Here is a 24,143-nt window from a genome sequence, read left to right as displayed (position 1 = left end):
ACCGGGCCGGGATCGAAAGGCAGGGCGGCGGGGCTCAGGCGGTCAAGCCGCCGACCAGGCTCGGCACGTCGATCGGCCGGAAGCCGTAATGCTCCAGCCAGCGCACATCCGCCTCGAAGAAGGGGCGCAGGTCCGGCATGCCGTATTTGAGCATGGCGAGGCGGTCGATGCCCATGCCGAAGGCGAAACCCTGGACCTGATCCGGGTCGAGTCCGCCGCTGCGCAGCACGTTGGGGTGCACCATGCCGCAGCCCAGAACCTCCAGCCAGTCGGTGCCCTCGCCGAAGCGCAGTTCCCCGCCCTTGCGCGAGCACTGGATATCGACCTCGGCCGACGGCTCGGTGAAGGGGAAGAACGAGGGACGGAAGCGCATCGTCACGTTCTCGACCTCGAAGAAGGCGCGGCAGAACGATTCCAGCACCCATTTCAGGTTGGCGATGTTGGCCGAGCGGTCGATGACGAGGCCCTCGACCTGATGGAACATCGGCGTGTGGGTCTGGTCGGAATCGTGCCGGTAGGTGCGGCCGGGCATGATCACGCGGATCGGCGGCTGCCCCGCGCGCATGGTGCGGACCTGAACCGGCGAGGTGTGGGTGCGCAGCAGCTTGCGCCGCCCGAGATGGTCGGGGGGAAGGAAGAACGTGTCGTGCATCTCCCGCGCCGGGTGGCCTTCGGGGAAGTTGAGCGCGGTGAAGTTCAGCTCGTCCGTCTCGATGTCGGGCCCCTCCGCCACGGAGAAGCCGAGATCGGCGAAGATCGCGGTGATCTCCTCGATCACTTGGCTGATCGGGTGGATGCGGCCGCGGATCTCCGGCGCCTCGCGAAGGGGCAGCGTCACGTCGATCCGCTCGGCGGCGAGCCGCGCTTCGAGGGCGGCGTTCGCCAGAGCCTCGCGCTTCCGGGATATCGCGCCCTGCACCCGGTCGCGCAGGCCGTTGATGAGGGGGCCGCGCTCCTTGCGCTCCTCCGGCGTCATCGCGCCCAGCGTCTTCAGCAAGTCCGAGACGCTGCCCTTCTTGCCGAGTGCCGCGACGCGCAGGGCTTCGAGGCCGGCCTCGTCCCCGGCCTGCTCGATCTGCCCGAGAAGATCGCGTTCGAGAGCGTCGAGATCCATTACCGCTGTCCTTGGCCAGTCGTCCGGGGCTGCCTTCGCGCGTCGTTGGCATTCCTGCAAGCACGCGAAGGGGGCGGACCGGGGCCGTCGGGCCCACACGCCCCGGCCGGAAATGAAGAAGGCGCGGCGCTTGCCGCGCCGCGCCTTGTCAGAGCTTCGAGCGTTCCGCCGTTCGGCGGAGCGATCAGGCGGCCTTCGGCAGGGCCGACTTCGCCTTCTCGACGACGGCGGCGAACGCGGCCGGCTCGTGGATGGCGAGTTCGGACAGCGCCTTGCGGTCCACCTCGATGCCGGACTGGGCCAGGGCATTGATGAAGCGGGAATAGGTCAGGCCGTGCTCGCGCACCGCCGCGTTGAGCCGCTGGATCCAGAGAGCGCGGAAGGTGCGCTTCTTGTTCTTGCGGTCGCGGTAGGCGTACTGCAGACCCTTCTCCACCGCCTGCTTGGCGATGCGGATCGTATTCTTGCGGCGGCCGTAATAGCCCTTGGCAGCCTTCAGAACCTTCTTGTGCTTTGCGTGACTGGTCACGCCACGCTTGACGCGGGCCATGGGAGATCTCCTGGAACGTTAAGACAAAACAGATCGCGAGGGGTGGAAGGACTTACCGCTGGTTCGGCAGGAAGTACTTCTTCACGTTGGCGGCATCGCCCTCGAACAGGGTCGTCGTGCCGCGCAGGTTGCGGATCTGCTTGTTGGTCCGCTTGATCATCCCGTGGCGCTTGCCGGCCTGGGCGTACATCACCTTGCCGGTGCCGGTGATCTTGAAGCGCTTCTTGGCGCCCGACTTCGTCTTCAGCTTGGGCATTTCGCTCTCCTGAACGCGACAGCGATCCGGCCGGCGGCCGGGACTTCGCGCTTGATGCTGCTGGAGCAACGGGAACCGCCACGGCAGCCCTAATCGGCCGGGCGGTTCGACGCGGGCGGCTTATGGCAGAAACATCCGCCGGTTTCAATCGACTCGGCCCGTGTCGATGGGGCCGTTGATGGAACGCCGCGTGCGGCTGCGCCCGAATCGCCCGCGTGGAGGGGCACCCTCATTGCGTCGCGGCCACCGTCAAGGCGTGAACGCGCCGGAGCCGAGGCGGCCGATCAACATATGTGGAAAACCGGTATTGCGTGGGGTTGCAAAGATCGCGGCTCGCCCCATTCGCGGGACGGAACCATAAACCTTGGCTGTCTGTTTCGTTCATGTCCCGCTCAGGCCGCGTCCGCCATTAGTCTCGCCAACATCCCTATTTCCTGTCACAGGAGACGTCTTCGTGCGCATTGCCCAGGTTGCCCCGCTCGCGGAAGCCGTGCCGCCGAAGTTCTATGGCGGCACCGAGCGTGTCGTATCGTGGATCACGGAAGAACTCGTTCGCCAGGGTCACGACGTGACCTTGTTCGCGAGCGGTGATTCCCAGACCTCGGCCAAGCTGGCCGCCTGCCACCCGGAGGGCCTGCGCCTTCTCGGCTACCGCGATCACACCGCGGGCCACCTCGCCATGCTGCATCACGTGCATCGCCGGGCGCACGAGTTCGATGTGATCCACTTCCACATCGACCTCTTGCAGTATCCGATGTTCGAGGATCTCTACCACAAGTGCCTGACGACCATGCACGGTCGCCTGGACGTGCCCGACTTCATGCCGGTCTACAACACCTTCACCGGCATGCCCCTGGTCTCGATCTCGGACAACCAGCGCGATCCGATGCCGGAAAGCTCCAACTGGCTGGCCACGATCCATCACGGCCTGCCGAAGCAGAACTGCCCCTACTATCCGGAGGCCAAGGGCGGCTACCTCGCCTTCCTCGGCCGCATCTCGCCCGAGAAGCGCCCCGACCGCGCGATCGAGATGGCGATCCGTTCCGGCACGCCGCTGAAGATCGCCGCCAAGGTCGACAAGGCCGACCAGGAGTACTGGGACGAGAAGATCGAGCCGATGATCCACCACCCGCTGGTGGAGTATATCGGCGAGATCAACGAGGAGCAGAAGAAGGACTTCCTCGGCAACGCGCTCGCGCTCGCCTTCCCGATCGACTGGCCGGAGCCCTTCGGCCTCGTGATGATCGAGGCGATGTCGGCCGGCACCCCCGTGATCGCCTTTGGCAACGGTTCGGTACCGGAGGTGATCAAGGACGGTGTCAGCGGCTTCATCGTCAACTCGATGGACGAGGCGATCGAGGCGTGCCGCAAGGTCAAGGATCTGCCGCGTGCCGGCGTCCGCGCCCATTTCGAGGGCCGCTTCACCGCCGAGGTCATGGTCCGCAAGTACGTCTCGACCTACGAGCAGCTCCTGGCCGGCCAGGGAAACGTGATCAAGATGCCCGCCGCCGGCGCCTTCTCGCCCCAGTACGGTGAGCTGAACGGTTCGGCCCACGGCCCGATCCACGTCGCCGCGATGCCGGCCTAACCGATCGACGAAAACCGGCCCCGGCCCTCGCCGGGGCCGGCAGAGCGCCTAACTGAATGGGTCCGACAGGGCCGCCCGTCGCTGCGAGGCGATCGGCGGCCTTCGATTTGCGAGGGTCACCTCGCTCGCATCGGATCAACGGCAAAAAGGCGCTTCGCATGGCGGCACAGGACGACGCAGCCCATCTCCACGCCGACGGCTCCGAGGGACAGACGGCCTCGCGGTTCGGCTTCCTCGACGCTGACGAGAACCTGCCGCAATACCATATCGAGGCGCAGGCCTCCCTGGTGGACCGCCCCTTACGCGCCCTCAAATACGGCGAGGCCTTCGCCGTGCTCGACAGCTACGGCGACATCGGCTGGGTTCCGGGGCCGGAGGGCCTCTACTTCCAGGACACGCGCTACCTCTCGCGCCTCGCGCTGACGATCGAGGACGAGCGGCCGATGATGCTGTCCTCGGCGATCCAGGACGACAACGGGGCGCTCAGCGTCGATCTCACCACCCCCGATATCCGGCTCGACGCGGGCGACGAGACCGCGATTCCCCGCGAGTTGATCGCGATCGAGCGCACCAAGTTCCTGTTCAAGGGCGCCTGCTACGACCGCATCGGTCTGCGCAACTACGACACCCGCCGCCGCCGCCTGCGCATCGGCGTGACGTTCGACGCCGATTACCGCGATCTGTTCGAGGTGCGCGGTTCCGAACGGGCCAACCGCGGCAAGCGGACCGTCGAGCGCCGCAGCGAGACCGAGGTGCAGTTCCGCTACGCCGGCCTCGACGAGATGGTGCGCACCACCTCGCTGCATTTCGGGCCGAAGCCGCAGACGCTGGAGCCGGGCAAGGCCGAGTTCGTGGTCGAACTGGAGCCCGGGGCCAACACCTCGCTGTTCATCCGCGTGGTCTGCCAATCGCACCGCGCCTATACCAGCGCGCCGAGCCCCGAGCGGCCGGGTGAATCCGCCGCCGCAGCCCTGTCGCGGGCGGCGGGCAGCCTTGCCGAGCAGCCGGATCGTTCCTTGGGCGAGGGGCGTGTCTTCGCCCGCGCCTATCGCGACAACCGCCGCGACCAGCGCCAGATCACCGCCGGCATCACCACGATCATCTCCTCGAACGATCAGTTCAACGAAGGCCTCTGCCGGGCGACCGCCGACCTCTACATGCTGGCGACCCGCACGCAGGAGGGCATCTACCCCTTCGCCGGCATCCCCTGGTACTCCACCGTGTTCGGGCGCGACGGCATCATCACCGCGATGATGGCGCTCTGGATCGACCCGAATTTCGGCAAGGGCGTGCTGCGCTTCCTCGCGGCGACGCAAGCCAAGGCCGTCGATCCGGCCGCCGATGCCCAGCCCGGCAAGGTGCTCCACGAGACCCGCCGCGGCGAGATGGCGATGCTCGGCGAGGTGCCCTTCCGGCACTATTACGGCACCATCGACGGCACGCCGCTCTTCGTGATGCTGGCGGCCCAGTACCATGAGGTGACGGGCGACCTCGACACGATCCGCGCGATCTGGCCGCAGCTCAAGCTGGCGCTGGAATGGATCGACACATACGGCGACCGCGACGGCGACGGCTTCGTCGAATATGCCCGCGAGACCGAGCAGGGGCTGGCCAACCAGGGCTGGAAGGACAGCCACGATTCGATCTTCCACGCCGACGGCGCCATGGCCAAGGGGCCGATCGCGCTGTGCGAGGTTCAGGGCTACGTCTACGCGGCCAAGCGCGGCGCGGCGCGGCTCGCGAGCCTGCTCGGGGAGGACGACCTTTCGGTCCGGCTCTCGGCCGCCGCCAACACCCTTCGCGAGAACTTCGACAAGGCGTTCTGGTGCGAGGAGATCGGCACCTACGCGCTCGCCCTCGACGGCGCCAAGCGCCAATGCGCCGTGCGCTCGTCCAACACCGGCCACGCCCTGTTCACCGACATCGCCCTGCCGGAGCGGGCCGCGCGCGTCGCGGCGCAGCTCCTGTCCAACGACGGGTTCAACGGGTGGGGCATCCGCACCATCGCCAAGGGCGAGGCGCGCTACAATCCGATGTCCTACCACAACGGCTCGATCTGGCCGCACGACAACGCGATCTGCGCCCTCGGGCTCGCCCGCTACGGTCTCAAGGAGGAGGCGGCGCGGGTGTTCGAGGGGATGTTCGACACGAGCCTGTACTACGACCAGAAGCGCCTTCCGGAGCTGTTCTGCGGCTTCATGCGGCGGCGCCAGCGCGGGCCCGTGAGCTACCCCGTGGCCTGCTCGCCGCAGGCCTGGGCAGCGGCAGCGCCCTTCGCCTTCCTGGCCGCCTGTCTCGGACTCGAAATCGATTACGCCCGCAACCGCATCCGCTTCCGCAACCCGATCCTGCCGCGCTTCCTCGAAGCGGTGGAGCTGTTCAACCTCAAACTCGGCGACGCGCGGGCCGATATCCGCCTGCACCGCCACGGCGACGACGTGACGGTGTCGGTGACGCGGCGCATCGGCGACGTGCAGATCGCGATGCTGAAGTAGAGTATCGTCCCGAAAGGTGGTTGCCGACTTTCGGGAAAAGATGATGCGAAAACAAGAGCCTCAAGCATCGTCATGGATCAGGTATCCAGGACGATGCTTGAGCAGGCTGCTGCAGAAGTCGCGCGTTTGCGCTGCTGGAGAGATTTTTGTTGTTTGGACGGATTTGCTTGATCGGCGGATCGCCGATGGGCTGCCCGGGCTACCGATCTGGAGCGCGTGTTTCCCTGATCAGGCCGTGGGCGATGCGAGCAGCTTGGGCAGGGATGCGCGGGGCCGGCGGGTGCTGGGGCGCGCGTTCACCGAGGCGCGCCCGGCGAAGTGAGCTCCGCAGGCGAAGCAGCCTTCGTGTGGCATCGTTGACGCCGTCGAAAGTTTTCGCTGTTGCTTCAGGCGCCGGACAATTGCGCCGGCAACTTCTGCCGTGGCAGTCAGTCCTTGAGGTTGTGCAGCGCTGCTAGGCTCGGCGCATTCGAGGGCTGTGAGGACACGATGCGTGGCTTTGCTCGATTCGCCGTTGCAGTCTGCGCGCTATTCGCAACGGTCGAAGTTTGCGCTCAAGCTGACGTGAGCACCCTCACCGAGGCTCAGAAGCGAAAGATCCACCTGCCGTACGTCCGAGCTGCTACGAACTGCATCTCCCAATCCTTGCTGATGGCGCCCGATGCAGTCCGTCTGGCCAAGCAGGGGCAGTGGGCGGACGCGCTGCGAGCATTGCCGAAGGGGCAGTGCGGCGCTGAGCTCAGCACCCTCATCGGCACGCATGACCAACTCTATGGAGCCGGGACCGGGCAAACGTTCTTCGCCGGCCCCTACATCAGCGACCTGCCGCGGGCGCTCGGCAATCGGCTGAAGGGCGAGTTCGAGCGGCTCGCCGCTGCCGAAGCCCGCGAAATCGCGGCGAGGCAGCAGGAGGTTGCAAGGCAAGAAGCTGCGAAGCGAGTTCGTATCGAGGAGGCAGACCGCGTTGCGTCACTCTACCGAGACAAGATGTACGAATGCACGACGAACCAGATCGTCAAGCTCGTGACGTCGTCGGAAGGCGCAGAGGTCCTCGCCACAGCCGCTTTGACCATCTGCAGTGATGAAGTTGCGAACGCGGCCAAGGCAGGCACTGCCAAAATCCGAATCGAGTATCCTGATGCAGATGCCGTTTCGCTGAGAGCGGAGATCGAGACAGCTATCAGAAAGAACGTTGTAACGACCGCGGTTCAGGCAAAGGCGGCGCTGAACACTCCGAGGCAGCAGGTCGCAAGCGAGCCCGCCCCTGCGCCGGTGACGCCGGTAGTCGCAACACCGCCGCAAGTCGCTACCGCACCCGTAAATGCCGGCCCTGCACCCGCAGCAAGCCCTGTCCGAGAATGCCTCCGCACAATGGCTAAGGCGCGGGAGGGCAAGTTCGTGAACCGTGAGGATCTTGTGAAGGCGATGCTCGATCTCTGCCGGCCGGAGATCGAAGGGGCTGCCCGGTCTGCCTTCCTCAAGGACGACAAGGCGTCTTTGGAGCAGACGCGGGACAAGACGCTGCAGGAAGCGTTGCTCGAGGCTCGCGAAGTGGTTGGGGCCGCGAACTGAGCACATCGCTCCCGACGCCCGTTGCAGCCGGAAGGCGGCCTGTGGTCTCTCCGACAGGATCGGCTAAGGGGGCATCGCAGAATGTGTCCCAAAATGTATGCTAAGGGCCGCCGCCTATCCAGGCAGCCAGCCCGGAAGCGGACTTTACCGTCTGCGACTCAACCCAGCCGCCGGGAGCACTGTCGGCGCTCCCCCAAAGCAGCCGTCAGTCGGTCGTCCGGCAACGTCGGCTCGGGGCAGGTTGCAGGCGCTTTTAGGGCAGTGGCTCTTCGGGCTCCGGTATCGGAACATCGCCGATCCATAAGCCTGCGAATGTCAGCGTAGCCGAGTAGACGGTGATGTCGTCCTCGCCGCGGACGAGGACCGAGAAGGCTTGCCGATCGCCGTCCTTGGGGATTTCGTCACGGGCGATCGAGGGCAGTGCGCGCATTGCCTCGAAGCGAATGCCCTCGCGGCCATTGCATTCCAATCCTATTGCATCGCAGGAGAGCAATAGCCCGTCGTGGATGTCGAAGAAGTAGCGCGGCATGCCGCTCTCCGCTGTTCGGGGCGGGAGCACACGCATCTTCCGGTCACTGACGCCCTATGTATCGTGCCAGCGATACACGTCTCGTGGCACCTTTAATCAAAGCCGACAATCACATGGGTTCAGATCCGCCAAGGGTCGATTTTGTTCTCTAGCAGGCTGCTGCACGAGTCTCGGGGCGGAGTGAACCATTCTCTGGAAGCCGATTGTCGATGCCGGGCAGTGCGGCAACCGACGCTTCATCCCGTCAGCACGCCTCACGCTCGGCGCGAAGTTCGACCGAGATGGCGATGATCGTTCGACCGCGTCAGACTTCCTCAGCGGCCTGTCAGGTCTCCTTGCGCGTGGCCGGCGGCCCCGTTCTTCCGGGGCCGCCGGCTGCATTCCGGAGCCTCCTCCGCCGGGAACCCTCATCCCCTTCCGATGCAAAACGAAAAATGCGCCGCCCCCGCGCGGAAGCAGCGCATTTGCTGACGAGCCATTTTCCGCGGGGCTGCGGAGCGGCCGGGGCCGAGGCGGTTAGCGCGGCGCCAGGATCATGATCATCTGGCGGCCTTCGAGCATCGGCTCGCTCTCGACCTTGGCGATCTCCTGCGTCTCCTGCTTCACGCGCTCCAAGAGCCGGAGGCCGATATCCTGGTGAGCGATCTCGCGGCCGCGGAAGCGGAGGGTGACCTTGACCTTGTCGCCTTCCTCGAAGAACCGCTGCACGGCCTTCATCTTCACTTCGTAATCGTGCTTGTCGATGCCGGGGCGGAGCTTGATCTCCTTCACCTCGACCGTCTTCTGCCTCTTGCGGGCCTCGTTCTGCTTCTTCTGTTCGTTGAAGCGGAAGCGCCCGTAATCGAGGAACTTGCAGACGGGAGGGACCGAATTCGGCGCGATTTCGACGAGGTCGAGGCCGACCTCCTCAGCCATGGCCAGCGCGTCGAAGAAGGGCACGACACCCCGGTTCTGCCCATCCTGATCGATGAGCTGGACGTCGCGGACGCCGCGTATGTCCCGGTTTGCGCGCGGCCCGTCCTTCTGCGGGGCCGGCATGGCTCTCATTGGTCTGCGAATGGCTCAGTTCTCCTGTATCAACGACAAAACGGCAGCCTGAGAGCCACCGCGTCTGGCGAGCCCCGGCCACCGATTGATCCGGCGCTGCCGGACGGCACTAACTTGGCAAATCTTCTTGCCGAGTCAACTCGCGGGACTGATTTCGGTTCACCCTGTCACGTTTTCGCTCGGTTCAGAAGGTCGGCGTAGACGTTCAGGGTGCCGTCGATCATGCGGTCGAGCGAGAAATTCGCCTCGACATGGGCCTGCGCCCGGCGCGCGAGGCCGTCGCGGGCGCTGGCGCCGAGCGAGAGCGCGTCCTTCAGCGCCTCGGCCAGAGCCGCGGCATCGCCGGGCGGCACCCGCCAGCCGGTGCGCTGGCCGGGCTCGACATCGGGGGGGGCCAGCACGGTCTCGGGCACGGCGCCGAGATCGGAGACCACGACGGGGATGCCGAGCGCCTGCGCCTCGACCGCCGAGCGGCCGAACGCTTCCGGCTCCACCGAGGGGACCGCGACGACGGAAGCCGCGCGGAAGGCCGCCGGCATGTCGGTGCAATGGCCGACCCGGCGCACGATGCCCGACAGGCCGCGCGTCTCGATCAGCGCGTCGAGCTCACGCTCATAGGCCGTGCGTCCCTGCGGATCGCCCGCGAGCACGACGGCGAAATCGGTGAGGCCGAGATCGCGCAGGCGGGCGGCGGCCTCGATCAGCACGCGCTGGCCTTTCCAGGCCGTGAGGCGGGCCGCGAGCAGCACGACCCGCTCGTGCGGTGCCACGTTCCAGGCCCGGCGCAGGCTCTCGACCCGTGCCGCCGCGACCGCCGAGGGCGTGAAGGCCGCCAGATCCGTGCCGCGGTGGATCACGCTGATCCGCCCCCCGGCCTGGTCGGGATGGGTCCGGCGGATCAGATCGGCGGTGTAGTGCGAGTTGGCGATCACGACGTCGCCCCGCGCCATCACCGAATTGTACAGGACCTTGACGCTGGTCCGGCCCGAATAGCTGCCGTGATAGGTCGTCACGAAGGGCAGCTTCAGCCGGCGCGCGGCACCGAGCGCGACCCAGGCCGGGGCGCGGGAGCGGGCGTGCAGGATCTGCACGTTCTCGCGGCGGCAGAGCCGGGCGAGGCGCTCGACGTTGAGCGCCATGGCGACCGGGTTCTTGGTGTTGGCCGGGAACGGCACCCAGATCCCGCCCTTGGCCTGCAACTCGCCGACGAGCCGCCCGCCTTCCGTGGCCACCAGCGGCCGCGCGCCGGCCTCGGCGAGGGCTGCCGCGACGTCGACGGTGGTGCGCTCGGCGCCCCCCGCCTCCAGGGCCGGGATGATCTGCAGCACCGTGACGCCCGCCAGCGGCGAAGTCTCGGACAACTGCACCGGGCCGCCGGACAGGCTGCCTCCGTTCATCGCGTCACCCGTGCCGGGACGGTCGCTTGGAATTGGGTCATGAGGTAAGGATTGTCCCCCGCGGCTTTACGGTTCGGTAAACGAAGCGTCGCCGAGTTGTTTCAGAATCACAGGATTTCCGCGCCAGTGAGCGATCCGGAGACTTCGCCGGGCGAATTGCCCCTCGTGACGCTCGATATCGAAGGCTCCTCCCCGCGCCGGCTGGCGGTACGGGTCCGGGAGGGCAAGGGGCCGCCCGTGGTCTGGCTCGGCGGCTTCCGCTCCGACATGCGCGCGACGAAGGCCGCCGCCCTCGACGCCTGGGCGGCCGAGAACGCCCGGCGCATGGTGCGGTTCGACTATTCCGGGCATGGCGAGTCGGAGGGGCGCTTCGAGGACGGCACCATCTCCGACTGGCTCGCCGACGCCTGCGCCGTCATCGACCGCGACGCCAGCGAGCGGCCGATCCTCGTCGGCTCCTCCATGGGCGGCTGGATCGCCTGCCTCGTCGCCCGCGAGCGGGCGCGGCGCGGCGCGGATCTCGGCGGGATGGTGCTGATCGCGCCCGCCCTCGACTTCACCGAGGCGCTGATGTGGGACGCCTTCCCGCCCGAGGTCCGGCAGACCCTGGAGCGCGACGGCGTGTGGTATCGTGAGACGCCCTATGCCCCGAAGCCCGATCCGATCCGTATGGCGCTGATCGAGGACGGGCGGCGCCACCTGCTGCTGGACGCAAGCCTGGAACCGGGCTGTCCGGTGCACATCCTTCAGGGCATGGCCGATCCGGACGTACCCTATCCGCATGCCCTGCGGATTCTGGAGCGCCTGCCCGCGCAGGGGACCAGGCTGACGCTGATCAAGGACGGCGACCACCGCCTGTCGCGGCCCGAGGATATCGACCTCCTCGTGCGCACGGTCGCGGCGATGGCCTGAGATGTGCCCCCGCCGAGCGGCGGGGAAACGGCTCTAGAGCCGCGCCCGACCGCGTTGGGTCGGATCACGCCTCTATCCTCTTGCTTTGCCGCGCTTTCTTTCGCCGAACCGGCGTCCACTTCGTCGGAAAGCGCTCTAGTGCAGGCTCACCGGGTAGAGCTGGTGGGCCATGGCGTTCGCCACGGCGACCTCGCGGGAATCCGTGAGCAGGATCGGTGCGCCGCTCGCCGAGAGCAGGGCAAACAGGTCGAGCCCGGGGCTCATCTCGGGGGCCTGCGGGAACAGGCTGCGCACCTCGTCCGAACGGATCGGGCGGACATAGGCGATGTGCCCCTCGCCGAGTGCGGCGAACTCCGCCGGATCGATGGCGGGGGTAGCGGACGTGTCGATGGTCAGGTCGGTCGTGGTGACGTTGGTCATGGAATGCCCTCCTTTCGAGGCAGAGCGTTGAGCCGGATATGGTCCCGCACATCGGCAGCGACAAATCCGGGATGGGGTGGAGGCCCGAGAGACGGGCGACGCGGCCTGCGATGCATCGACGCGGCTCGGCCGCATCGTCCGTGGGCTGCGCGGGTCGGGATCACGGATCCTTGTCAGGGATCCTTGGCGGCAATCGCGATCTTGCGCACGATGCGCTCCGGTTCCGGCCGTGCGAGATCGATCGCCAGCAGCCCGTTCGACAGCTCCGCGCCCAAGACCTCCATGCCGTCGGCAAGGAGGAAGGCCCGCTGAAACTGCCGCGCCGCGATGCCGCGGTGCAGGTAATGACGGGACTTGTCGTCGACCTGCCGCCCCCGCACGACCAATTGATTCTCCTCCAAGGAGACGTCAAGCTGATCCTGCGTAAAGCCGGCCACCGCGAGCGTGATACGCAAGCGTTCGGGCTCACGTTCGCTGCGGGTGACACGTTCGATGTTGTAGGGCGGATATCCGTCGCTGGCGGCCTTCGAGACACGATCGAGTGCCTGCTCGATCTCGTCGAAGCCGAGCAGGAATGGGTACCCGAACGGGGACGGCCGCGTCATCGTCGCTCAAACCTCCGGCAAGGCCCTGGGGGATCGAACGGCGTCGAGCCCTTGGCGGCACCTCGCGGTCTCGAGCCCGCCTCACGGCAGCGCTCTTGAGACGAGATATGGAAAGCGGGCGGATGCCGATCAAGGGTGGTCGGCCATGCAGGCGGCGAGGCACAGGGACGCGTGGAACGGGACAAATAGGCAATTACGTCGGGATAAATGAGAAATTTCAGTCCGCGCGCCTGCCTTCTCCAATAGTTTGGAATTGCTCTGAAATTCTTTGCAAACCTTGATCGATACCCTGCTTGTCGGATAGGCACGCCCGGAAACGTACAAGGTGCCACGGGAAGCGCCGGACGTTACCTTTGCTGTATCCGCACATCGCCCTGCGGTGGAGATCGCGTCACGGTGGTCCCGCCCCGGACGACGGCGCCCCTCGGCACCGTCGAAACCATGGCGAGGCGAAGGTCGGCGGGGACAGCGGCAGTCCTTACCGCCTTCGGGTCAAGCGGCCCGCTGCGGATCTCCGGGGCGGCGCGAGATTGGGGAGATGAGATCGTCGTGATTCAGGAAGGCTGGGGAATGAGCGATGCAGGGCCGGGACGCAGCGGGATCGGGGGACGCCTCCTCGCGGGTGCCGCCCTCGCCGCAGCGCTGATCGCCGCGAGCCCCGCCGCGATGGCACAGGATGCGACGCCGCCGGCCAAATCGGACGCCCCTCCCCTGAAGATCGAACTCAACCGGCTCGAGCCCGCGGGCGAGGCCTGCCGCACCTACATGCTCGTCGACAACAGCCGCGGGCCCGCGCTGAAGTCGCTTAAGGTCGATCTGTTCGCCTTCGACACGGAGGGCGTCGCCCAGAAGCGCCTCGCCGTCGAGTTGGGGCCCGTCCAAGAGAAGAAGACCGTGGTGCGGCTTTTCGACTTCGCCGGCCTCGCCTGCCCGAAAATCGGCCGCCTTCTGCTCAACGACGTGCTCGCCTGCGAGGGTGGCGACGCCACCCGCGAGACCTGCCTGGAGCGGATCGAGCCCGCCAGCAAGACATCGGCCGCCTTCGATCGCTGAGGCCGGCCACGGCCGTCCCACCGGTTCGACCGGGTGCGACGGACGCCTATTGGAGCCACGAGGAGTCACACATGGATCCGACGTCCGTGCCCGCCGAGGCGGTCGCTGCAGCCCACGACATGTCGTTCATCGGTCTGTTCCTTCAGGCCGACCCGATCGTCAAAACCGTGATGATTCTCCTCGTGGTGGCCTCGCTCGCCTGCTGGACCGTCGTGTTCGAGAAGATCGTGCGCCTCTCCGCCGCCAAGCGGCAGGCCAAGGCCTTCGACGCGATGGTGCGCTCCGAGGGCACCATCGATACCGGGCAGAAGGGCATCGCCGGCCACGTGGTCAAGGCGGGGCTCGACGCGTGGCGCGACCAGGATCCGAGCGAGAGCCGGGCCGAGCGCCGCGAGCGGATCGAACGGGCGATGAAGGGCGCGCTCAGCCTGGAGGTGAAGCGTCTCCAGGGCGGGCTGCCGCTGCTGGCGACCTCCGGCTCCACCGCCCCCTTCGTCGGCCTGTTCGGCACGGTCTGGGGCATCATGAACTCGTTCTCGTCGATCGCGAAGAGCCAGGACACCAGCCTCGCGGTGGTGGCGCCCGGCATCGCGGAAGCGCTGTTCGCCACCGCCATCGGCCTCGTCGTCGCGATCCCGGCGGTGATGGCCTACAACAAGCTCTCCGGTGACGTCGCCCGTATCCAGTCGAGCTTCGTCTCCTGCATCTCGGTGCTCGGCAACCGCCTCGCCCGCGACCGCGGTCCCCACGCCCGGGCCGCGGCAGCCGAGTAATCCTCTTCTTCGCCGACCCCTGAAACCTTCGCGGCGCCCGCCTCAGCTCGGCGGGCGGCCGCCGACACCCGGAAGGGCGAAGCCATGGCCATGGGAACCGCGCGTTCGGCGAGCGACGACGAGGACGGCCTCGACGCCACGCCGATGTCCGAGATCAACGTCACGCCGATGGTCGACGTGATGCTGGTGCTGCTGATCATCTTCATGGTGGCCGCGCCGCTGATGACGACGGGCGTGCCGGTGCAACTGCCGAAGACGACCGCCGCCAAGGTGGCGCAGTCGCAGAAGCCGCTCGAAGTCTCCATCGACAAGGACGGTCATCCGTTCATCGCCAAGGACGGCTTCACGCAGGAGACGATCCTGCCGCGCCTGAAGCAGCTCAAGGCGGAGAACCCGGATCAGGTCGTGCTCGTGCGCGGCGACCGGGATGTGCCCTACGGCAGGATCATGGAAGTGATGGGCCTCGTCGGTCAGGCGGGCTTCACCAGGGTCTCGCTGATTGCCCAATCGGCGGGTGGTGCGCCGGCCCCAGGGACGCCCCGTTAAGCCGATGGCCGCTCCCAAGCCAGCTCCGAAGGCCGCCCCCATGCCGCCGATGCAGGCCCCGATATCTGCCCCGATGCCGGCTCCTGTGCCCGCTCATGCCGGGCAGGGGTTACCCTCGGGCCCTTCCGAGGGAGGCGGCCAGGGGCGCCTTGCGGCCGCCTTCGCCCTGGCCCTGGCCCTGCACGCCGCGGGGCTGATCGGCATCACCTATCTGCATCTGACGCCGCCCGCGCCCCCGGGCGACCAGGAGATCACGATCGATCTCGCGCCGCAGATGGCGGAGGCCGAGACTCAGGCACCCGCCGAGTCGCAGCGGGTCGAAGAGATCCCCGAGGAGGCCAAGCCCGAGGGCGAGCCGGAGACGGCTGAGCCGGTCGAGACCCCGGACGAGGTGAAGCCCCCGCCTCCCCCCGAGATGACGGAGGTGATGCCGGAGGAGGTGCAGCCGCCCCCTCCGCCGCCGGAAGCCGTCACGGAAGTTCCGCCCGACACGCTGCCCCCGCCGCCGGAGGAGCAGATCATCGCCTCCGAGGCGCAGGAGGCGGAACCGCTGGCCCCGCCCCCGCCCGTGGTGGCGAAGGCGCCGGAGCCGCCCAAGCCCGATCCCAAGATCGAGGAGCGCCGCAAGGCTGCGCTGGAGAAGAAGCGCGAGGCCGAGCGCGAGGCACGCCGCCAGGAGATCCTCGAGAAGAAGCGCGAGGAGGCGCAGAAGGAAGCGCGGATCAAGGCCGCCAAGGCGAAGGCCGAGCGCGATGCAGCCCGGCGTGCTCAAGCCGCGCAGGCGGGCAATGCGCAGCGCAACTCCGCCGCCACCTCGCGTCAGAGCGCGACGGGCACGGCCGCCGCGGCCAGCGATCCCAACGCCATGGCCGCCTGGAAGGGCTCCATCGCCGCGACGATCCGTGGCCGAATGAACCGCGAGGCCGCGGCCGGCACCAGCGGCGGCGTCGCGACCGTACGGTTCACCGTGAGCCGCTCCGGCGCGGTGAGCGGTGCGGCCGTGACCGGCAGCAGCGGGGTCGGCGCCATCGATGGCGCCGCACTCGCGGCGGTGCGCGGCGGACTGCCGCCCGCCCCCGCCGGGGTGACGCAGCCGAGCCTCGCCGTTACCGTGCCGCTGCGCTTCAGCCCGGGGCGCTAGTCCCCAGGCCGCCGGAGGCCGGCATCGTTCTCCCGTCCGCCGCGTTGTCCCGCTCACACCGGACGGCGCGGCGGATGACCATCTTCTTCACGAGCGACACGCATTTCGGCGACCCCCGGATCCTGCGGATCGACCGGCGTCCCTTTGCGGATCTGCCGGCCCATGACGCGGCCCTGGCCGAGGCCTGGAACGCCGTCGTCGGGTCGGACGACACCGTCTGGCATCTGGGCGACTTCGCCCTCGGCCCCCCGCCGGAGCGCGTGGCGGACCTGATCAGTGCGCTCAACGGCCACAAGCACCTCATCGTCGGCAACAACGACGGTCCCGCCACCCTGTCGGCGCCCGGCTGGACCTCGGTGGCGCATTACGCGGAAACCGAGGTCGAGGGCCGCCGGCTCGTGCTGTGCCACTACGCCTTCCGGACCTGGAACGGTCTCGGCCGAGGCGCGATCAACCTGCACGGCCATTCCCACGGCCGGCTCAAGCCGATCCCGCGACAATACGATGTCGGCGTCGATGCGCAGGGCTTAGCGCCGGTCACCCTCGACCAGATTCTCGTCTCTCGGCGGGGGCGTGTGTCGGACACGGCGCGCCGAAACCGCGCCGGGCCAGATCTCGCTCGCAAGGAGTCCCCCGGGGGATAGGGGTATCGGCCAAATCCCAGTGCGCCGAATGTTCCACCAAGAATCGTCCAGGACGCTTCCAAGAATCTTGGCAGAGAATCTTGGCAGATCCTGCAGGCCAGTTTCGGAACCATCGGCTTAGCGTCACCGTTCAGAAGCCGAGACGAACGACAACGCAGCGGCAGGATCAGTGAAGACACTGTGACGACTGCGTGTTGAACGCTCCGCAACCTTTTCACGACTTCTGTCGAACAATGTCGGTCTGCCCCATGCGTCACCTCATGCGACACACCGTTCTCGCCGGCCTTGCGGCCTCTCTCGTCGGCGTTTCTCTCGTTTCCTCCGCGCTCGCGGCCCCCGGCTGTCTCGACGGCCGCCGCAAGATCCAGGAAGCCAGCGCCCTGCGCTATCAGGCCCGTCAGGAAGCGCGGCTCGGCAATCACGACCGGGTTTGCGACACCCTCGACGAGATCGGCGACCGCTACCACGAGGCGCAGGACGCCTTCGAGGAGTGCGGGGCCGACATCGTCTCGATCGATCTGCGCAGCGAACTCCGATCCCTGCGCGCCGCCAAGCAGGTCAACCGCTGCGACTGACCGGGGCCGCCCCCCCCGCACCCGCGGGTCGAGGCCGCCTGTAACCCGATGCTGCGAAAGCCGGATCCGTCCGCGGGCCGGCGTGTGGTCCCGCACCGCCAAGCGTCACCGTGAAGCGCAGGTTCATCGCAACGAGACCGATCGCTTCGCACCGGAAAACTCCTCTCCTTCCTTCAGGGTCTTGCCATGATCGCCACCGACAACGCCCTCCGTCAGCCCGCCGCCGAAATGCGGACCGGTCCCTCGTTCGCCGCAGCCCTGTTCGGCTTCCTCGGCAGCACCGTTGCGACGACGATGGTGATGTTCCTGCTCAGCAGCAGCGTCTGACACCGCTTCCGCCCGGTGAGAGTGAGATCAGGCCCGCGCGGCGCTCGCAGGACACGGCGCCTTGCGAACCGAACGACCGGATTTCGCGAGGCCTGCCTCAGGGGGCGACCGACCAGAGGCGGCTCCGCGAGAACAGCATCTCCGGATTGCCGACTTGGTTCGCGGTCTTCGGCACCGGGCAGCGGGGCGTCTCGGGGCGGGGCGTGACAACGACCGCCGCCTGTGCGGGCGGAACGAGGCCGAGCCGCACTTGGACCGCCGGGTGCCGCGCAGCGGTGATGGTGACGACACCGGCAATGATGCAGCCGGCCATCAATCCGAGAAAGAAGTTCGTCATCTGAAGCGGGTTCCGGACCCGATGCGGCACGGACTGGCCATAACGGCCGCCACGCCGAAGCACTCTCCCCCTTTCGGGGCGCCAATACGGCAGAACACGCGCATACCGGCTTTTAACAAAGACGATGCATTGATTCGCCTGCGATCGGCCGAGGGCGGCGCAGGGAGAACACCGACGATGCAGTACGCGGCCAATGCCTACGCGAAGGCCTCGCGCGTGGCGCTCTCCCCTCGGGAAGCCGAGGCGGCCGTTCTGCTGAAGGCGGCCGGCCGTCTCCAGTCCCTCGGTTCCCAGATCGAGGCGGGACCGGCTCTCAACGACGCACTGACGTTCAACCAGCGCGTCTGGACGATCCTGGCCTCCGCCGCGACCGAGCCGAGCAGCCCGCTCCCCACCGAGGTCCGCACCGGCATGGCGCAGCTCTCGGCCTACGTGTTCCATACGATCTTGGACACGATGATCGAGCCGACGGCGCAGAAGATCGAGTCGCTGGTCTCGCTCAACAACCACATCGCCGCGGGGCTTCAGGGCGACGCCGGTCCGGGGGCGTAAACGCCGGCTGACCGCATGCCGAATCGAATCAGAGCCGCCGGATCGAGCCGCCTTCGGCGGGCGGCGTGCTGTCCGGGCATCACTTCGCCGTAGGATGTCGCCGCGCGCGAGCGTCCGCACCTCCGAGCGTTCTGTCGCGTCGGAGGGCGGATGATGGGCGATGTAGCCGGGCGGTTGGTCAGGCCGTCTTGGCGACGCGCTCGCCTGGAAACGGTGCGGCTTCCCGTGCGTAGGCCCGCGCCTTGAGGATCACCTCGTCGGGGATCTGCATCACCACGTCGCCGGTCTGGGGATCGGTGACCCGGAAAACGAGGCTCTGGCTGTCCGCATCGCGGATATAGGCCCGCCGATCCGGCTCGGACGGCTTCGGTTCCGCGCTCTCGGGGCTCACCGCGACGGTGACCGCGGGGTCGAGCACGCGGGAGGCGGGGGCCTCGTCGCGAACGGTCTCGCCGACCGGTCGGATAGGGGTGATGGGAGCGGTTGAGACGGGCGGCGTCGAGGCCGCGGCCCTGATCGGGTCCATGGCTGCATTCCTTCGGTTCCGGCGCGAGGCCGGACCTCAGAAGATTGCGCGCGTCGCTACCGGAGTCTTAAGGCCCGCTGGTTGTCCCCTGGGAACGGCCGCCAGCCTCACCGATCCGTAAAGATTACCTGAAGGGTTTTCACGAATTCGCATCGACCGATCGGTTCTGCGAGGATGGCCGCCCGCCGGACGGCCATCCCGCATTTCACGCAGGGCTTACTCCGCCGCGTCGACGTAGAGCTTGCCGCCCTCTTCCAGGAACTCCTGCGACTTGGCCGCCATGCCAGCCTGACGCTCGGCGTCGCTCATCGGCTGGGCTTGGCCGATGACGATGCCGGCTTCCTCCATGGCGAGCACGTCGGCGCGCAGATCCTGCGTGATCTTCATCGAGCAGAATTTCGGGCCGCACATCGAGCAGAAATGGGCGACCTTGTGCGCGTCCTTCGGCAGGGTCTCGTCGTGGTAGGCGCGCGCCGTGTCGGGATCCAGCGAGAGGTTGAACTGGTCCTCCCAACGGAAGTCGAAGCGGGCGCGGCTGAGGGCGTCGTCGCGCAGCTGCGCGGCGGGGTGGCCCTTGGCGAGGTCGGCGGCATGCGCGGCGATCTTGTAGGTGATGACGCCGGTCTTCACGTCGTCGCGGTTGGGCAGGCCGAGATGCTCCTTCGGCGTGACGTAGCAGAGCATCGCCGTACCGAACCAGCCGATCATCGCCGCGCCGATGCCCGAGGTGATGTGGTCGTAGCCCGGCGCGATGTCGGTGGTCAGCGGGCCGAGCGTGTAGAACGGCGCCTCGCCGCACTCGCGCAGCTGCTTCTCCATGTTGACCTTGATCTTGTGCATCGGCACGTGGCCGGGGCCCTCGATCATGGTCTGGCAGCCCTTGTCCCAGGCGATCTTGGTGAGTTCGCCCAGGGTCTCCAGCTCGGCGAATTGGGCCGCGTCGTTGGCATCCGCGATCGAGCCGGGGCGCAGGCCGTCGCCGAGCGAGAACGAGACGTCGTAGGCCCGCATGATGTCGCAGATCTCGTCGAACCGCTCGTAGAGGAACGATTCGCGGTGTCCGGCGAGGCACCAGCGCGCCATGATCGAGCCGCCGCGCGACACGATGCCGGTGGTGCGCCGCGCGGTGAGCGGCACATGGGCGAGCCGCACGCCGGCATGGATCGTGAAGTAGTCGATGCCCTGCTCGGCCTGCTCGATGAGCGTGTCCTTGAACACCTCCCAATCGAGCTTCAGCGGGTCGCCGCCGACCTTCTCCAGCGCCTGATAGATCGGCACGGTGCCGATCGGGACGGGCGAGTTGCGCACGATCCACGAGCGGATGTTGTGGATGTTGCGCCCCGTCGAGAGGTCCATGACCGTATCCGCGCCCCAGCGGATCGACCAGACCAGTTTTTCGACTTCCTCAGCCGCGGAAGATGTCACCGCCGAGTTGCCGATATTGGCGTTGATTTTCACCAAAAAATTGCGGCCGATCGCCATCGGCTCGAGTTCGAGGTGGTTGATGTTGGCCGGGATGATGGCGCGCCCGCGGGCGACCTCGTCGCGGACGAATTCGGGCGTGATGAAGGGCGGCAGTGCCGCGCCGAAGCTGTCGCCATCGGCGAGCGCAGCTTCCGCCCGCTCCAGCATCTGCGCGCGGCAGGCATTCTCGCGATGCGCCACGTAGATCATCTCTTCCGTGATGATCCCGGCGCGGGCGAACTCGTATTGCGTCACCAGTTGCCCCGGCTCCGCCCGGCGGATCGTGCGCTCGGCGGGGCACGGCGCCACGAGCTTGTCGGCGGACGCGAATCCATTGTCCTCCGGCTTCACGTCGCGCGGCTTCACGGCGGCATAGCCGCGCCCGACGATCCACGGCTCGCGGACGGGAGCCAGACCCTTCTCGAGATCGATGGACGCATCGGTCTCGGTGTAGGGCCCCGACGGGTCATAGACCCGCACCGGCTCCTCCTTCGGGTCGGAGAGGGCGATCTCCCGGTAGGGCACGCGGATGTCGGGGCGGCCGGGCGCCTCGGCATAGACCTTACGCGAGCCCTGCACGGGGCCGGTGGTCACGCTGGCGGGATTGCTGTTGGGAAGATCTTTGGGACGGACGGGTGCGTTCATCGCTGTCGCTCCTGATAGGGGAGGCGACCCGTGGTCCCGACGATGGTGCGGCTGACCGATGCTGCTTGTGAGCAGCGGCCACTGGTTCCCGTCCCTCCGCCGGTACGAGCCGGATCAGGTTCAAGGGTCAGGGCGCCTGCCCACTCTCAGCCCCATACGGGGCCCCCCTCGGAACGATTCCAACCTCTGCTTCGGCGCGATCCTTGTCAATCCATCGCCGGAACGGGCCGATTCGGAGGAAGGATTTTTCCGTTTCGGACGACGCCCGGTGACACGGCGGGAAAGCTTGACGGTTTGCCGGAGATTCGAGCCACGGTTTCGACGAAAAACTCACCAATTGAGGCAGGAAGCCCCCTTTGGCGACCCCGCGCTGCGGCTTGGGTGTGGATGACGCCCGGTCTGCGGGTGGCCATGCGCCCGCCTTTTCGCGACACACGATGGCGATGAGCACGGTCATCCCTTTCCGCCGCCCCCCTGCCCCCGCCACGCCGGCCCGCGCCGGCTGCGACGTGGCGGCTGTCGCAGGCGACCTCCTGGACGTGCTCGATCAGCTCGAAGGGCTGGTGGCGCGGGCGGCCGTCATGGACCGGCCCCGGATCGAGGTGGAGCGCAGCGTGCAGCACCTGCTCGATGCGATCAGCGCCGTCGAGCGCGCTTCCGACACCCTGGGCGAAGGCAACAGCATCTCCGAGCCGGCCTGAGAACCAGGCGCCTCCGGCGTCCGGCCCGGTCTCCCGCGTTCCTGGATCACGCGCGGCATCGTCGTCGCGCATGTCAGCGGCTTCGCGGCCCGCTGACGGGAAAGGCGGGGAGCGCTCACGCCCCGGCGTGCAGCACGCTCGCCATGATCGTCCCGTAATGGCAGGCGGTCGCGGCCAGCACGAAGGCGTGCCAGATCGCGTTCTGGAACGGCAGGCTGCGCCAGACGTGGAAGACCACGCCGCCCGAATAGAGCAGGCCGCCGATGGCGAGGAGCCACAGGGCGGACGGGGTGAGTCCCGAAATCACGGACTCGTAGGCCAGGACGCCGCTCCAACCGAGCATCAGGTAGAGCACGATCGAGACGCGGTCCCAGCGGCCGGGCATCAGGATCTTGATGGCGATGCCGGTGAGCGCGACCGTCCAGATCAGGGCGAGCAGCGTCCAGGCGACGGGGCCGGAGCCGACCAGCGCCACCACCGGCGTGTAGGTGCCGGCGATCATCAGATAGATGAAGGCATGGTCGAAACGGCGCAGGATCCACTTGCGCGGACTCACCGGCCACATGTTGTAGGCAGCGGATGCGCCGAGCATCGCCAGCAACGCGGTCGCGTAGACGAGCAGAGAGGCCCGTTCGATCCACCCGAGATGGTTTAAGGCCGCCATCGCGATCAAGCAGATCGCGCCGAAAAACCCGAGGGCGATACCCGTTATATGGACTACACCGTCCGCCCGCAGCTCACTGGGCGTGTAGTTCCAATTCAGCGCAAGCGGGCGTCCGTCCTCGGCCAGAAACATCCTCTGCTCCTGTGTTGGCGAGGTATTTAATTCTATCGACCGGCGAGTCGTTCCATCGTCGGACTACCGAGGGCGCGGTCTTCCACCGAAATTGTTACCGCGACGACTGGAACCTACCTTTTGCACTGCAGGATAAGCCGATTTCTATGCTGCAGCGCAGTCACCCAAGGCTCCCTTCCGAGCCTTCCCCAAGCATCGAAGCCAATCGCGACGGTTTCATGAACCTGCCGCGGAAGCGAGGCAGGTTTCGCGCCAACTCGGTCGAAGGGCGCGGAGCCGTCTCAGGCGCCGCGGCCGGCGAGTGCCTCCAGTCCGATCGGCACCTCTGCCCCCGTGGGCGCGGAGGCGGCGGGCACGCCCAGAGCAAGGCGAGCATGGACGGTCGCCATGATCAGCACCGCCATGGCGAAGACCTGATGCGCGAGCCCGGCCCAGAGCGGCACATGCAGCAAGAGGGTCGCGATGCCGAGACCCATCTGTGCCAGCGCCAGCGCCGCCACGCCCTTCGCCCGGCCCGCCGCGCTGCCGGGCGCCGTCCGGGCGGCCTGGATCGCGTGCGCGATGGCCGCCACCACGACGAGATAGGCGAAGAGGCGGTGGTTGAACTGCACCAAAGCGAGGTTGTCGATGAAGTTCTCGATGAAGGGCACCTTGTCGAACAGCACCCGGGCCGGCGGCACGAGGCTGCCGTCCATGTCCGGCCAGGTGTTGTAGAGGAGGCCCGCCTTCGAGCCGGCCACGAGCCCGCCGAGCCAGATCTGAATCAGCACCAGGGCCGGCAACAGGCAGGCGACGACCCGCACCGGTTCGGGCGCCGGAGCGAGCGCCCGGGGGCGGGTGCCGGCGGCGAGCCAGACGAGGCCGGCGAGGATCAGGCTCGCGGTGGTGAGGTGCAGGGCGAGCTTGAGCGGCGCCACCGCCGTCATGCCGGGCTGGAGGCCCGAGGCCACCATGATCCAGCCGATCGCGCCCTGAAGCCCGCCGAGCAGGCCGAGGCCGAGGAGGCCGGCGAGGAGGCGACGCCCGAGCATGCCGCGGGCCCAGAACCACGCAAACGGCAGGAAGAATACGAGGCCGACGATCCGCCCGAGCAGGCGGTGCCCCCATTCCCACCAGTAGAGCGTCTTGAAGCCGTCGAGCCCGATGCCCTGGTTGAGGATGCGGTACTGCGGCGTGTCGCGGTACTTGTCGAACTCCGCCGCCCAGTCGGCGGCGTCCAGCGGCGGGACCACGCCGGTCACGGGCCGCCATTCGGTGATCGAGAGGCCCGAGCCGGTGAGTCGCGTCGCGCCGCCGACGGCGACCATCGCCACGACGAGCACGGCGAGCAGATAGAGCCACGCGCGCACCGCGCCGTGCCCGGGGCGGTAGGAGGCCGCCGGGACGACGTCGAAGCGGTCAAGGGTCGGATGGGTCGACAGTCTCATGATCTCGCGCGTCAGGTCCGGCGGCCGGGAACGTTCGGGTGTGGCTTACGGGAAGCGGGACCCCGCGCGCAACGCGGCCTATGGCGCAGGGACTTCGCGTTGCAGCGCGCGAGCAGGACCGGTACGACCCGTTCCGGCGCCCGCCGGGCGC

Annotated in this window: 27 protein-coding genes and 1 riboswitch; of the genes, 14 read left to right on the top strand and 13 right to left on the bottom strand. The window is 67.7% G+C overall.

What is annotated here, in order from left to right; genetic code table 11:
- Positions 1-34 precede the first annotated feature (34 nt).
- The 3 genes from pheS to rpmI all read right to left on the bottom strand — a co-directional run bounded on the left by pheS (position 35) and on the right by rpmI (position 1,920).
- Positions 35-1,114 (bottom strand): phenylalanine--tRNA ligase subunit alpha, encoded by a 1,080-nt coding sequence (gene pheS, locus E4V01_RS03315; RefSeq protein WP_135297375.1) that lies wholly within the window; start codon positions 1,112-1,114, stop codon positions 35-37.
- 184 nt (positions 1,115-1,298) lie between these two features.
- Positions 1,299-1,664, bottom strand: coding sequence for a 50S ribosomal protein L20 (gene rplT, locus E4V01_RS03310; RefSeq protein ID WP_003602669.1), 366 nt, complete (start codon positions 1,662-1,664; stop codon positions 1,299-1,301).
- 52 nt (positions 1,665-1,716) lie between these two features.
- Entirely contained in the window at positions 1,717-1,920 is a 204-nt protein-coding gene (gene rpmI / locus E4V01_RS03305) for a 50S ribosomal protein L35 (protein ID WP_003602670.1), read from the bottom strand.
- Between the two features lie 454 nt (positions 1,921-2,374).
- On the opposite strand from rpmI, the gene E4V01_RS03300 reads away from it, so the two are divergent.
- From E4V01_RS03300 to E4V01_RS03285, 4 genes are all read left to right on the top strand, one after another.
- Positions 2,375-3,508: a glycosyltransferase family 4 protein gene (locus E4V01_RS03300; RefSeq protein ID WP_060769281.1), complete on the top strand. Its 1,134-nt coding sequence runs from the start codon at positions 2,375-2,377 to the stop codon at positions 3,506-3,508.
- A gap of 158 nt (positions 3,509-3,666) precedes the next feature.
- Complete coding sequence (locus E4V01_RS03295; protein WP_135297374.1) at positions 3,667-6,003, top strand: glycogen debranching N-terminal domain-containing protein; 2,337 nt, start codon at positions 3,667-3,669, stop codon at positions 6,001-6,003.
- Between the two features lie 97 nt (positions 6,004-6,100).
- On the top strand, positions 6,101-6,325 hold the full coding sequence (locus E4V01_RS03290) for a hypothetical protein (RefSeq protein ID WP_135297373.1): 225 nt from the start codon (positions 6,101-6,103) through the stop codon (positions 6,323-6,325).
- Between the two features lie 242 nt (positions 6,326-6,567).
- Positions 6,568-7,575: a hypothetical protein gene (locus tag E4V01_RS03285; protein ID WP_153227038.1), complete on the top strand. Its 1,008-nt coding sequence runs from the start codon at positions 6,568-6,570 to the stop codon at positions 7,573-7,575.
- A gap of 253 nt (positions 7,576-7,828) precedes the next feature.
- On the opposite strand, the gene E4V01_RS03280 is transcribed toward E4V01_RS03285, so the two are convergent.
- From E4V01_RS03280 to E4V01_RS03270, 3 genes are all read right to left on the bottom strand, one after another.
- Positions 7,829-8,104, bottom strand: a complete 276-nt coding sequence (locus E4V01_RS03280) for a hypothetical protein (protein WP_135297371.1) — start codon at positions 8,102-8,104, stop codon at positions 7,829-7,831.
- Between the two features lie 516 nt (positions 8,105-8,620).
- Positions 8,621-9,142 (bottom strand): translation initiation factor IF-3, encoded by a 522-nt coding sequence (infC, locus tag E4V01_RS03275; RefSeq protein ID WP_003602674.1) that lies wholly within the window; start codon positions 9,140-9,142, stop codon positions 8,621-8,623.
- A gap of 176 nt (positions 9,143-9,318) precedes the next feature.
- A complete protein-coding gene (locus tag E4V01_RS03270) occupies positions 9,319-10,548 on the bottom strand; it encodes a glycosyltransferase family 4 protein (protein ID WP_060769277.1) in 1,230 nt (409 codons plus the stop codon).
- Between the two features lie 126 nt (positions 10,549-10,674).
- Between E4V01_RS03270 and E4V01_RS03265 the strand changes: the two genes are divergently transcribed.
- Complete coding sequence (locus tag E4V01_RS03265) at positions 10,675-11,460, top strand: carboxylesterase (protein ID WP_060769276.1); 786 nt, start codon at positions 10,675-10,677, stop codon at positions 11,458-11,460.
- Between the two features lie 135 nt (positions 11,461-11,595).
- On the opposite strand, the gene E4V01_RS03260 is transcribed toward E4V01_RS03265, so the two are convergent.
- Positions 11,596-11,880 (bottom strand): DUF1150 domain-containing protein, encoded by a 285-nt coding sequence (locus E4V01_RS03260; protein WP_135297370.1) that lies wholly within the window; start codon positions 11,878-11,880, stop codon positions 11,596-11,598.
- 173 nt (positions 11,881-12,053) lie between these two features.
- Positions 12,054-12,485, bottom strand: coding sequence for an Hsp20 family protein (locus E4V01_RS03255; RefSeq protein ID WP_003602681.1), 432 nt, complete (start codon positions 12,483-12,485; stop codon positions 12,054-12,056).
- 570 nt (positions 12,486-13,055) lie between these two features.
- On the opposite strand from E4V01_RS03255, the gene E4V01_RS03250 reads away from it, so the two are divergent.
- The 7 genes from E4V01_RS03250 to E4V01_RS25530 all read left to right on the top strand — a co-directional run bounded on the left by E4V01_RS03250 (position 13,056) and on the right by E4V01_RS25530 (position 17,544).
- A complete protein-coding gene (locus E4V01_RS03250; RefSeq protein WP_135297369.1) occupies positions 13,056-13,538 on the top strand; it encodes a Tat pathway signal protein in 483 nt (160 codons plus the stop codon).
- Between the two features lie 71 nt (positions 13,539-13,609).
- On the top strand, positions 13,610-14,311 hold the full coding sequence (locus E4V01_RS03245; protein ID WP_060769273.1) for a MotA/TolQ/ExbB proton channel family protein: 702 nt from the start codon (positions 13,610-13,612) through the stop codon (positions 14,309-14,311).
- Between the two features lie 84 nt (positions 14,312-14,395).
- Positions 14,396-14,857, top strand: coding sequence for a protein TolR (tolR, locus tag E4V01_RS03240; protein ID WP_060769272.1), 462 nt, complete (start codon positions 14,396-14,398; stop codon positions 14,855-14,857).
- A gap of 40 nt (positions 14,858-14,897) precedes the next feature.
- A complete protein-coding gene (locus E4V01_RS03235; protein ID WP_135297409.1) occupies positions 14,898-15,998 on the top strand; it encodes an energy transducer TonB in 1,101 nt (366 codons plus the stop codon).
- 74 nt (positions 15,999-16,072) lie between these two features.
- A complete protein-coding gene (locus tag E4V01_RS03230) occupies positions 16,073-16,642 on the top strand; it encodes a metallophosphoesterase family protein (RefSeq protein WP_135297368.1) in 570 nt (189 codons plus the stop codon).
- A 248-nt stretch (positions 16,643-16,890) separates the two neighbouring features.
- Positions 16,891-17,217 carry a hypothetical protein gene (locus tag E4V01_RS03225; RefSeq protein ID WP_135297367.1) on the top strand — a complete coding sequence of 109 codons (327 nt, stop codon included), beginning with the start codon at positions 16,891-16,893 and terminating at the stop codon, positions 17,215-17,217.
- A 186-nt stretch (positions 17,218-17,403) separates the two neighbouring features.
- Positions 17,404-17,544 carry a hypothetical protein gene (locus E4V01_RS25530; protein WP_193763135.1) on the top strand — a complete coding sequence of 47 codons (141 nt, stop codon included), beginning with the start codon at positions 17,404-17,406 and terminating at the stop codon, positions 17,542-17,544.
- Between the two features lie 97 nt (positions 17,545-17,641).
- On the opposite strand, the gene E4V01_RS03220 is transcribed toward E4V01_RS25530, so the two are convergent.
- Positions 17,642-17,881: a hypothetical protein gene (locus E4V01_RS03220; protein ID WP_135297366.1), complete on the bottom strand. Its 240-nt coding sequence runs from the start codon at positions 17,879-17,881 to the stop codon at positions 17,642-17,644.
- A gap of 177 nt (positions 17,882-18,058) precedes the next feature.
- Here E4V01_RS03220 and flaF point away from each other — a divergent pair, with 177 nt between their 5' ends.
- Positions 18,059-18,433 (top strand): flagellar biosynthesis regulator FlaF, encoded by a 375-nt coding sequence (flaF, locus tag E4V01_RS03215; RefSeq protein ID WP_060769267.1) that lies wholly within the window; start codon positions 18,059-18,061, stop codon positions 18,431-18,433.
- A gap of 178 nt (positions 18,434-18,611) precedes the next feature.
- On the opposite strand, the gene E4V01_RS03210 is transcribed toward flaF, so the two are convergent.
- Positions 18,612-18,959, bottom strand: a complete 348-nt coding sequence (locus E4V01_RS03210) for a flagellar protein FlaG (RefSeq protein WP_060769265.1) — start codon at positions 18,957-18,959, stop codon at positions 18,612-18,614.
- 216 nt (positions 18,960-19,175) lie between these two features.
- Entirely contained in the window at positions 19,176-21,068 is a 1,893-nt protein-coding gene (gene thiC / locus E4V01_RS03205) for a phosphomethylpyrimidine synthase ThiC (protein ID WP_060769264.1), read from the bottom strand.
- Positions 21,069-21,142: 74 nt separating this feature from the next.
- Positions 21,143-21,247, bottom strand: a riboswitch (TPP riboswitch).
- Positions 21,248-21,505: 258 nt separating this feature from the next.
- Here thiC and E4V01_RS03200 point away from each other — a divergent pair.
- Positions 21,506-21,769, top strand: coding sequence for a hypothetical protein (locus E4V01_RS03200; protein WP_060769263.1), 264 nt, complete (start codon positions 21,506-21,508; stop codon positions 21,767-21,769).
- Positions 21,770-21,884: 115 nt separating this feature from the next.
- Here E4V01_RS03200 and E4V01_RS03195 read toward each other — a convergent pair whose 3' ends face one another.
- Positions 21,885-22,565: a hemolysin III family protein gene (locus E4V01_RS03195; RefSeq protein WP_135297365.1), complete on the bottom strand. Its 681-nt coding sequence runs from the start codon at positions 22,563-22,565 to the stop codon at positions 21,885-21,887.
- Positions 22,566-22,846: 281 nt separating this feature from the next.
- Positions 22,847-23,992: a COX15/CtaA family protein gene (locus E4V01_RS03190; protein WP_135297364.1), complete on the bottom strand. Its 1,146-nt coding sequence runs from the start codon at positions 23,990-23,992 to the stop codon at positions 22,847-22,849.
- Positions 23,993-24,143: the final 151 nt, after the last annotated feature.

The sequence above is a fragment of the Methylorubrum sp. Q1 genome, assembly GCF_004683995.1.
Lineage (GTDB): Bacteria > Pseudomonadota > Alphaproteobacteria > Rhizobiales > Beijerinckiaceae > Methylobacterium.
The sequence above is the reverse complement of the archived record's forward strand: the minus strand, read 5'-3'. Positions and strand labels throughout refer to the sequence as shown.

What these genes read in the sequence shown, in the direction of transcription:
- pheS (WP_135297375.1), bottom strand. Translation starts at nt 1,114, where the DNA reads ATGGATCTCGACGCTCTCGAACGCGATCTTCTCGGGCAGATCGAGCAG.
- rplT (WP_003602669.1), bottom strand. Translation starts at nt 1,664, where the DNA reads ATGGCCCGCGTCAAGCGTGGCGTGACCAGTCACGCAAAGCACAAGAAG.
- rpmI (WP_003602670.1), bottom strand. Translation starts at nt 1,920, where the DNA reads ATGCCCAAGCTGAAGACGAAGTCGGGCGCCAAGAAGCGCTTCAAGATC.
- E4V01_RS03295 (WP_135297374.1), top strand. Translation starts at nt 3,667, where the DNA reads ATGGCGGCACAGGACGACGCAGCCCATCTCCACGCCGACGGCTCCGAG.
- E4V01_RS03280 (WP_135297371.1), bottom strand. Translation starts at nt 8,104, where the DNA reads ATGCCGCGCTACTTCTTCGACATCCACGACGGGCTATTGCTCTCCTGC.
- infC (WP_003602674.1), bottom strand. Translation starts at nt 9,142, where the DNA reads ATGCCGGCCCCGCAGAAGGACGGGCCGCGCGCAAACCGGGACATACGC.
- E4V01_RS03270 (WP_060769277.1), bottom strand. Translation starts at nt 10,548, where the DNA reads ATGAACGGAGGCAGCCTGTCCGGCGGCCCGGTGCAGTTGTCCGAGACT.
- E4V01_RS03260 (WP_135297370.1), bottom strand. Translation starts at nt 11,880, where the DNA reads ATGACCAACGTCACCACGACCGACCTGACCATCGACACGTCCGCTACC.
- E4V01_RS03255 (WP_003602681.1), bottom strand. Translation starts at nt 12,485, where the DNA reads ATGACGCGGCCGTCCCCGTTCGGGTACCCATTCCTGCTCGGCTTCGAC.
- E4V01_RS03250 (WP_135297369.1), top strand. Translation starts at nt 13,056, where the DNA reads ATGAGCGATGCAGGGCCGGGACGCAGCGGGATCGGGGGACGCCTCCTC.
- E4V01_RS03245 (WP_060769273.1), top strand. Translation starts at nt 13,610, where the DNA reads ATGGATCCGACGTCCGTGCCCGCCGAGGCGGTCGCTGCAGCCCACGAC.
- tolR (WP_060769272.1), top strand. Translation starts at nt 14,396, where the DNA reads ATGGCCATGGGAACCGCGCGTTCGGCGAGCGACGACGAGGACGGCCTC.
- E4V01_RS03235 (WP_135297409.1), top strand. Translation starts at nt 14,898, where the DNA reads ATGCCGCCGATGCAGGCCCCGATATCTGCCCCGATGCCGGCTCCTGTG.
- E4V01_RS03230 (WP_135297368.1), top strand. Translation starts at nt 16,073, where the DNA reads ATGACCATCTTCTTCACGAGCGACACGCATTTCGGCGACCCCCGGATC.
- E4V01_RS03225 (WP_135297367.1), top strand. Translation starts at nt 16,891, where the DNA reads ATGCGTCACCTCATGCGACACACCGTTCTCGCCGGCCTTGCGGCCTCT.
- E4V01_RS25530 (WP_193763135.1), top strand. Translation starts at nt 17,404, where the DNA reads ATGATCGCCACCGACAACGCCCTCCGTCAGCCCGCCGCCGAAATGCGG.
- E4V01_RS03220 (WP_135297366.1), bottom strand. Translation starts at nt 17,881, where the DNA reads ATGACGAACTTCTTTCTCGGATTGATGGCCGGCTGCATCATTGCCGGT.
- flaF (WP_060769267.1), top strand. Translation starts at nt 18,059, where the DNA reads ATGCAGTACGCGGCCAATGCCTACGCGAAGGCCTCGCGCGTGGCGCTC.
- E4V01_RS03210 (WP_060769265.1), bottom strand. Translation starts at nt 18,959, where the DNA reads ATGGACCCGATCAGGGCCGCGGCCTCGACGCCGCCCGTCTCAACCGCT.
- thiC (WP_060769264.1), bottom strand. Translation starts at nt 21,068, where the DNA reads ATGAACGCACCCGTCCGTCCCAAAGATCTTCCCAACAGCAATCCCGCC.
- E4V01_RS03200 (WP_060769263.1), top strand. Translation starts at nt 21,506, where the DNA reads ATGGCGATGAGCACGGTCATCCCTTTCCGCCGCCCCCCTGCCCCCGCC.
- E4V01_RS03195 (WP_135297365.1), bottom strand. Translation starts at nt 22,565, where the DNA reads ATGTTTCTGGCCGAGGACGGACGCCCGCTTGCGCTGAATTGGAACTAC.
- E4V01_RS03190 (WP_135297364.1), bottom strand. Translation starts at nt 23,992, where the DNA reads ATGAGACTGTCGACCCATCCGACCCTTGACCGCTTCGACGTCGTCCCG.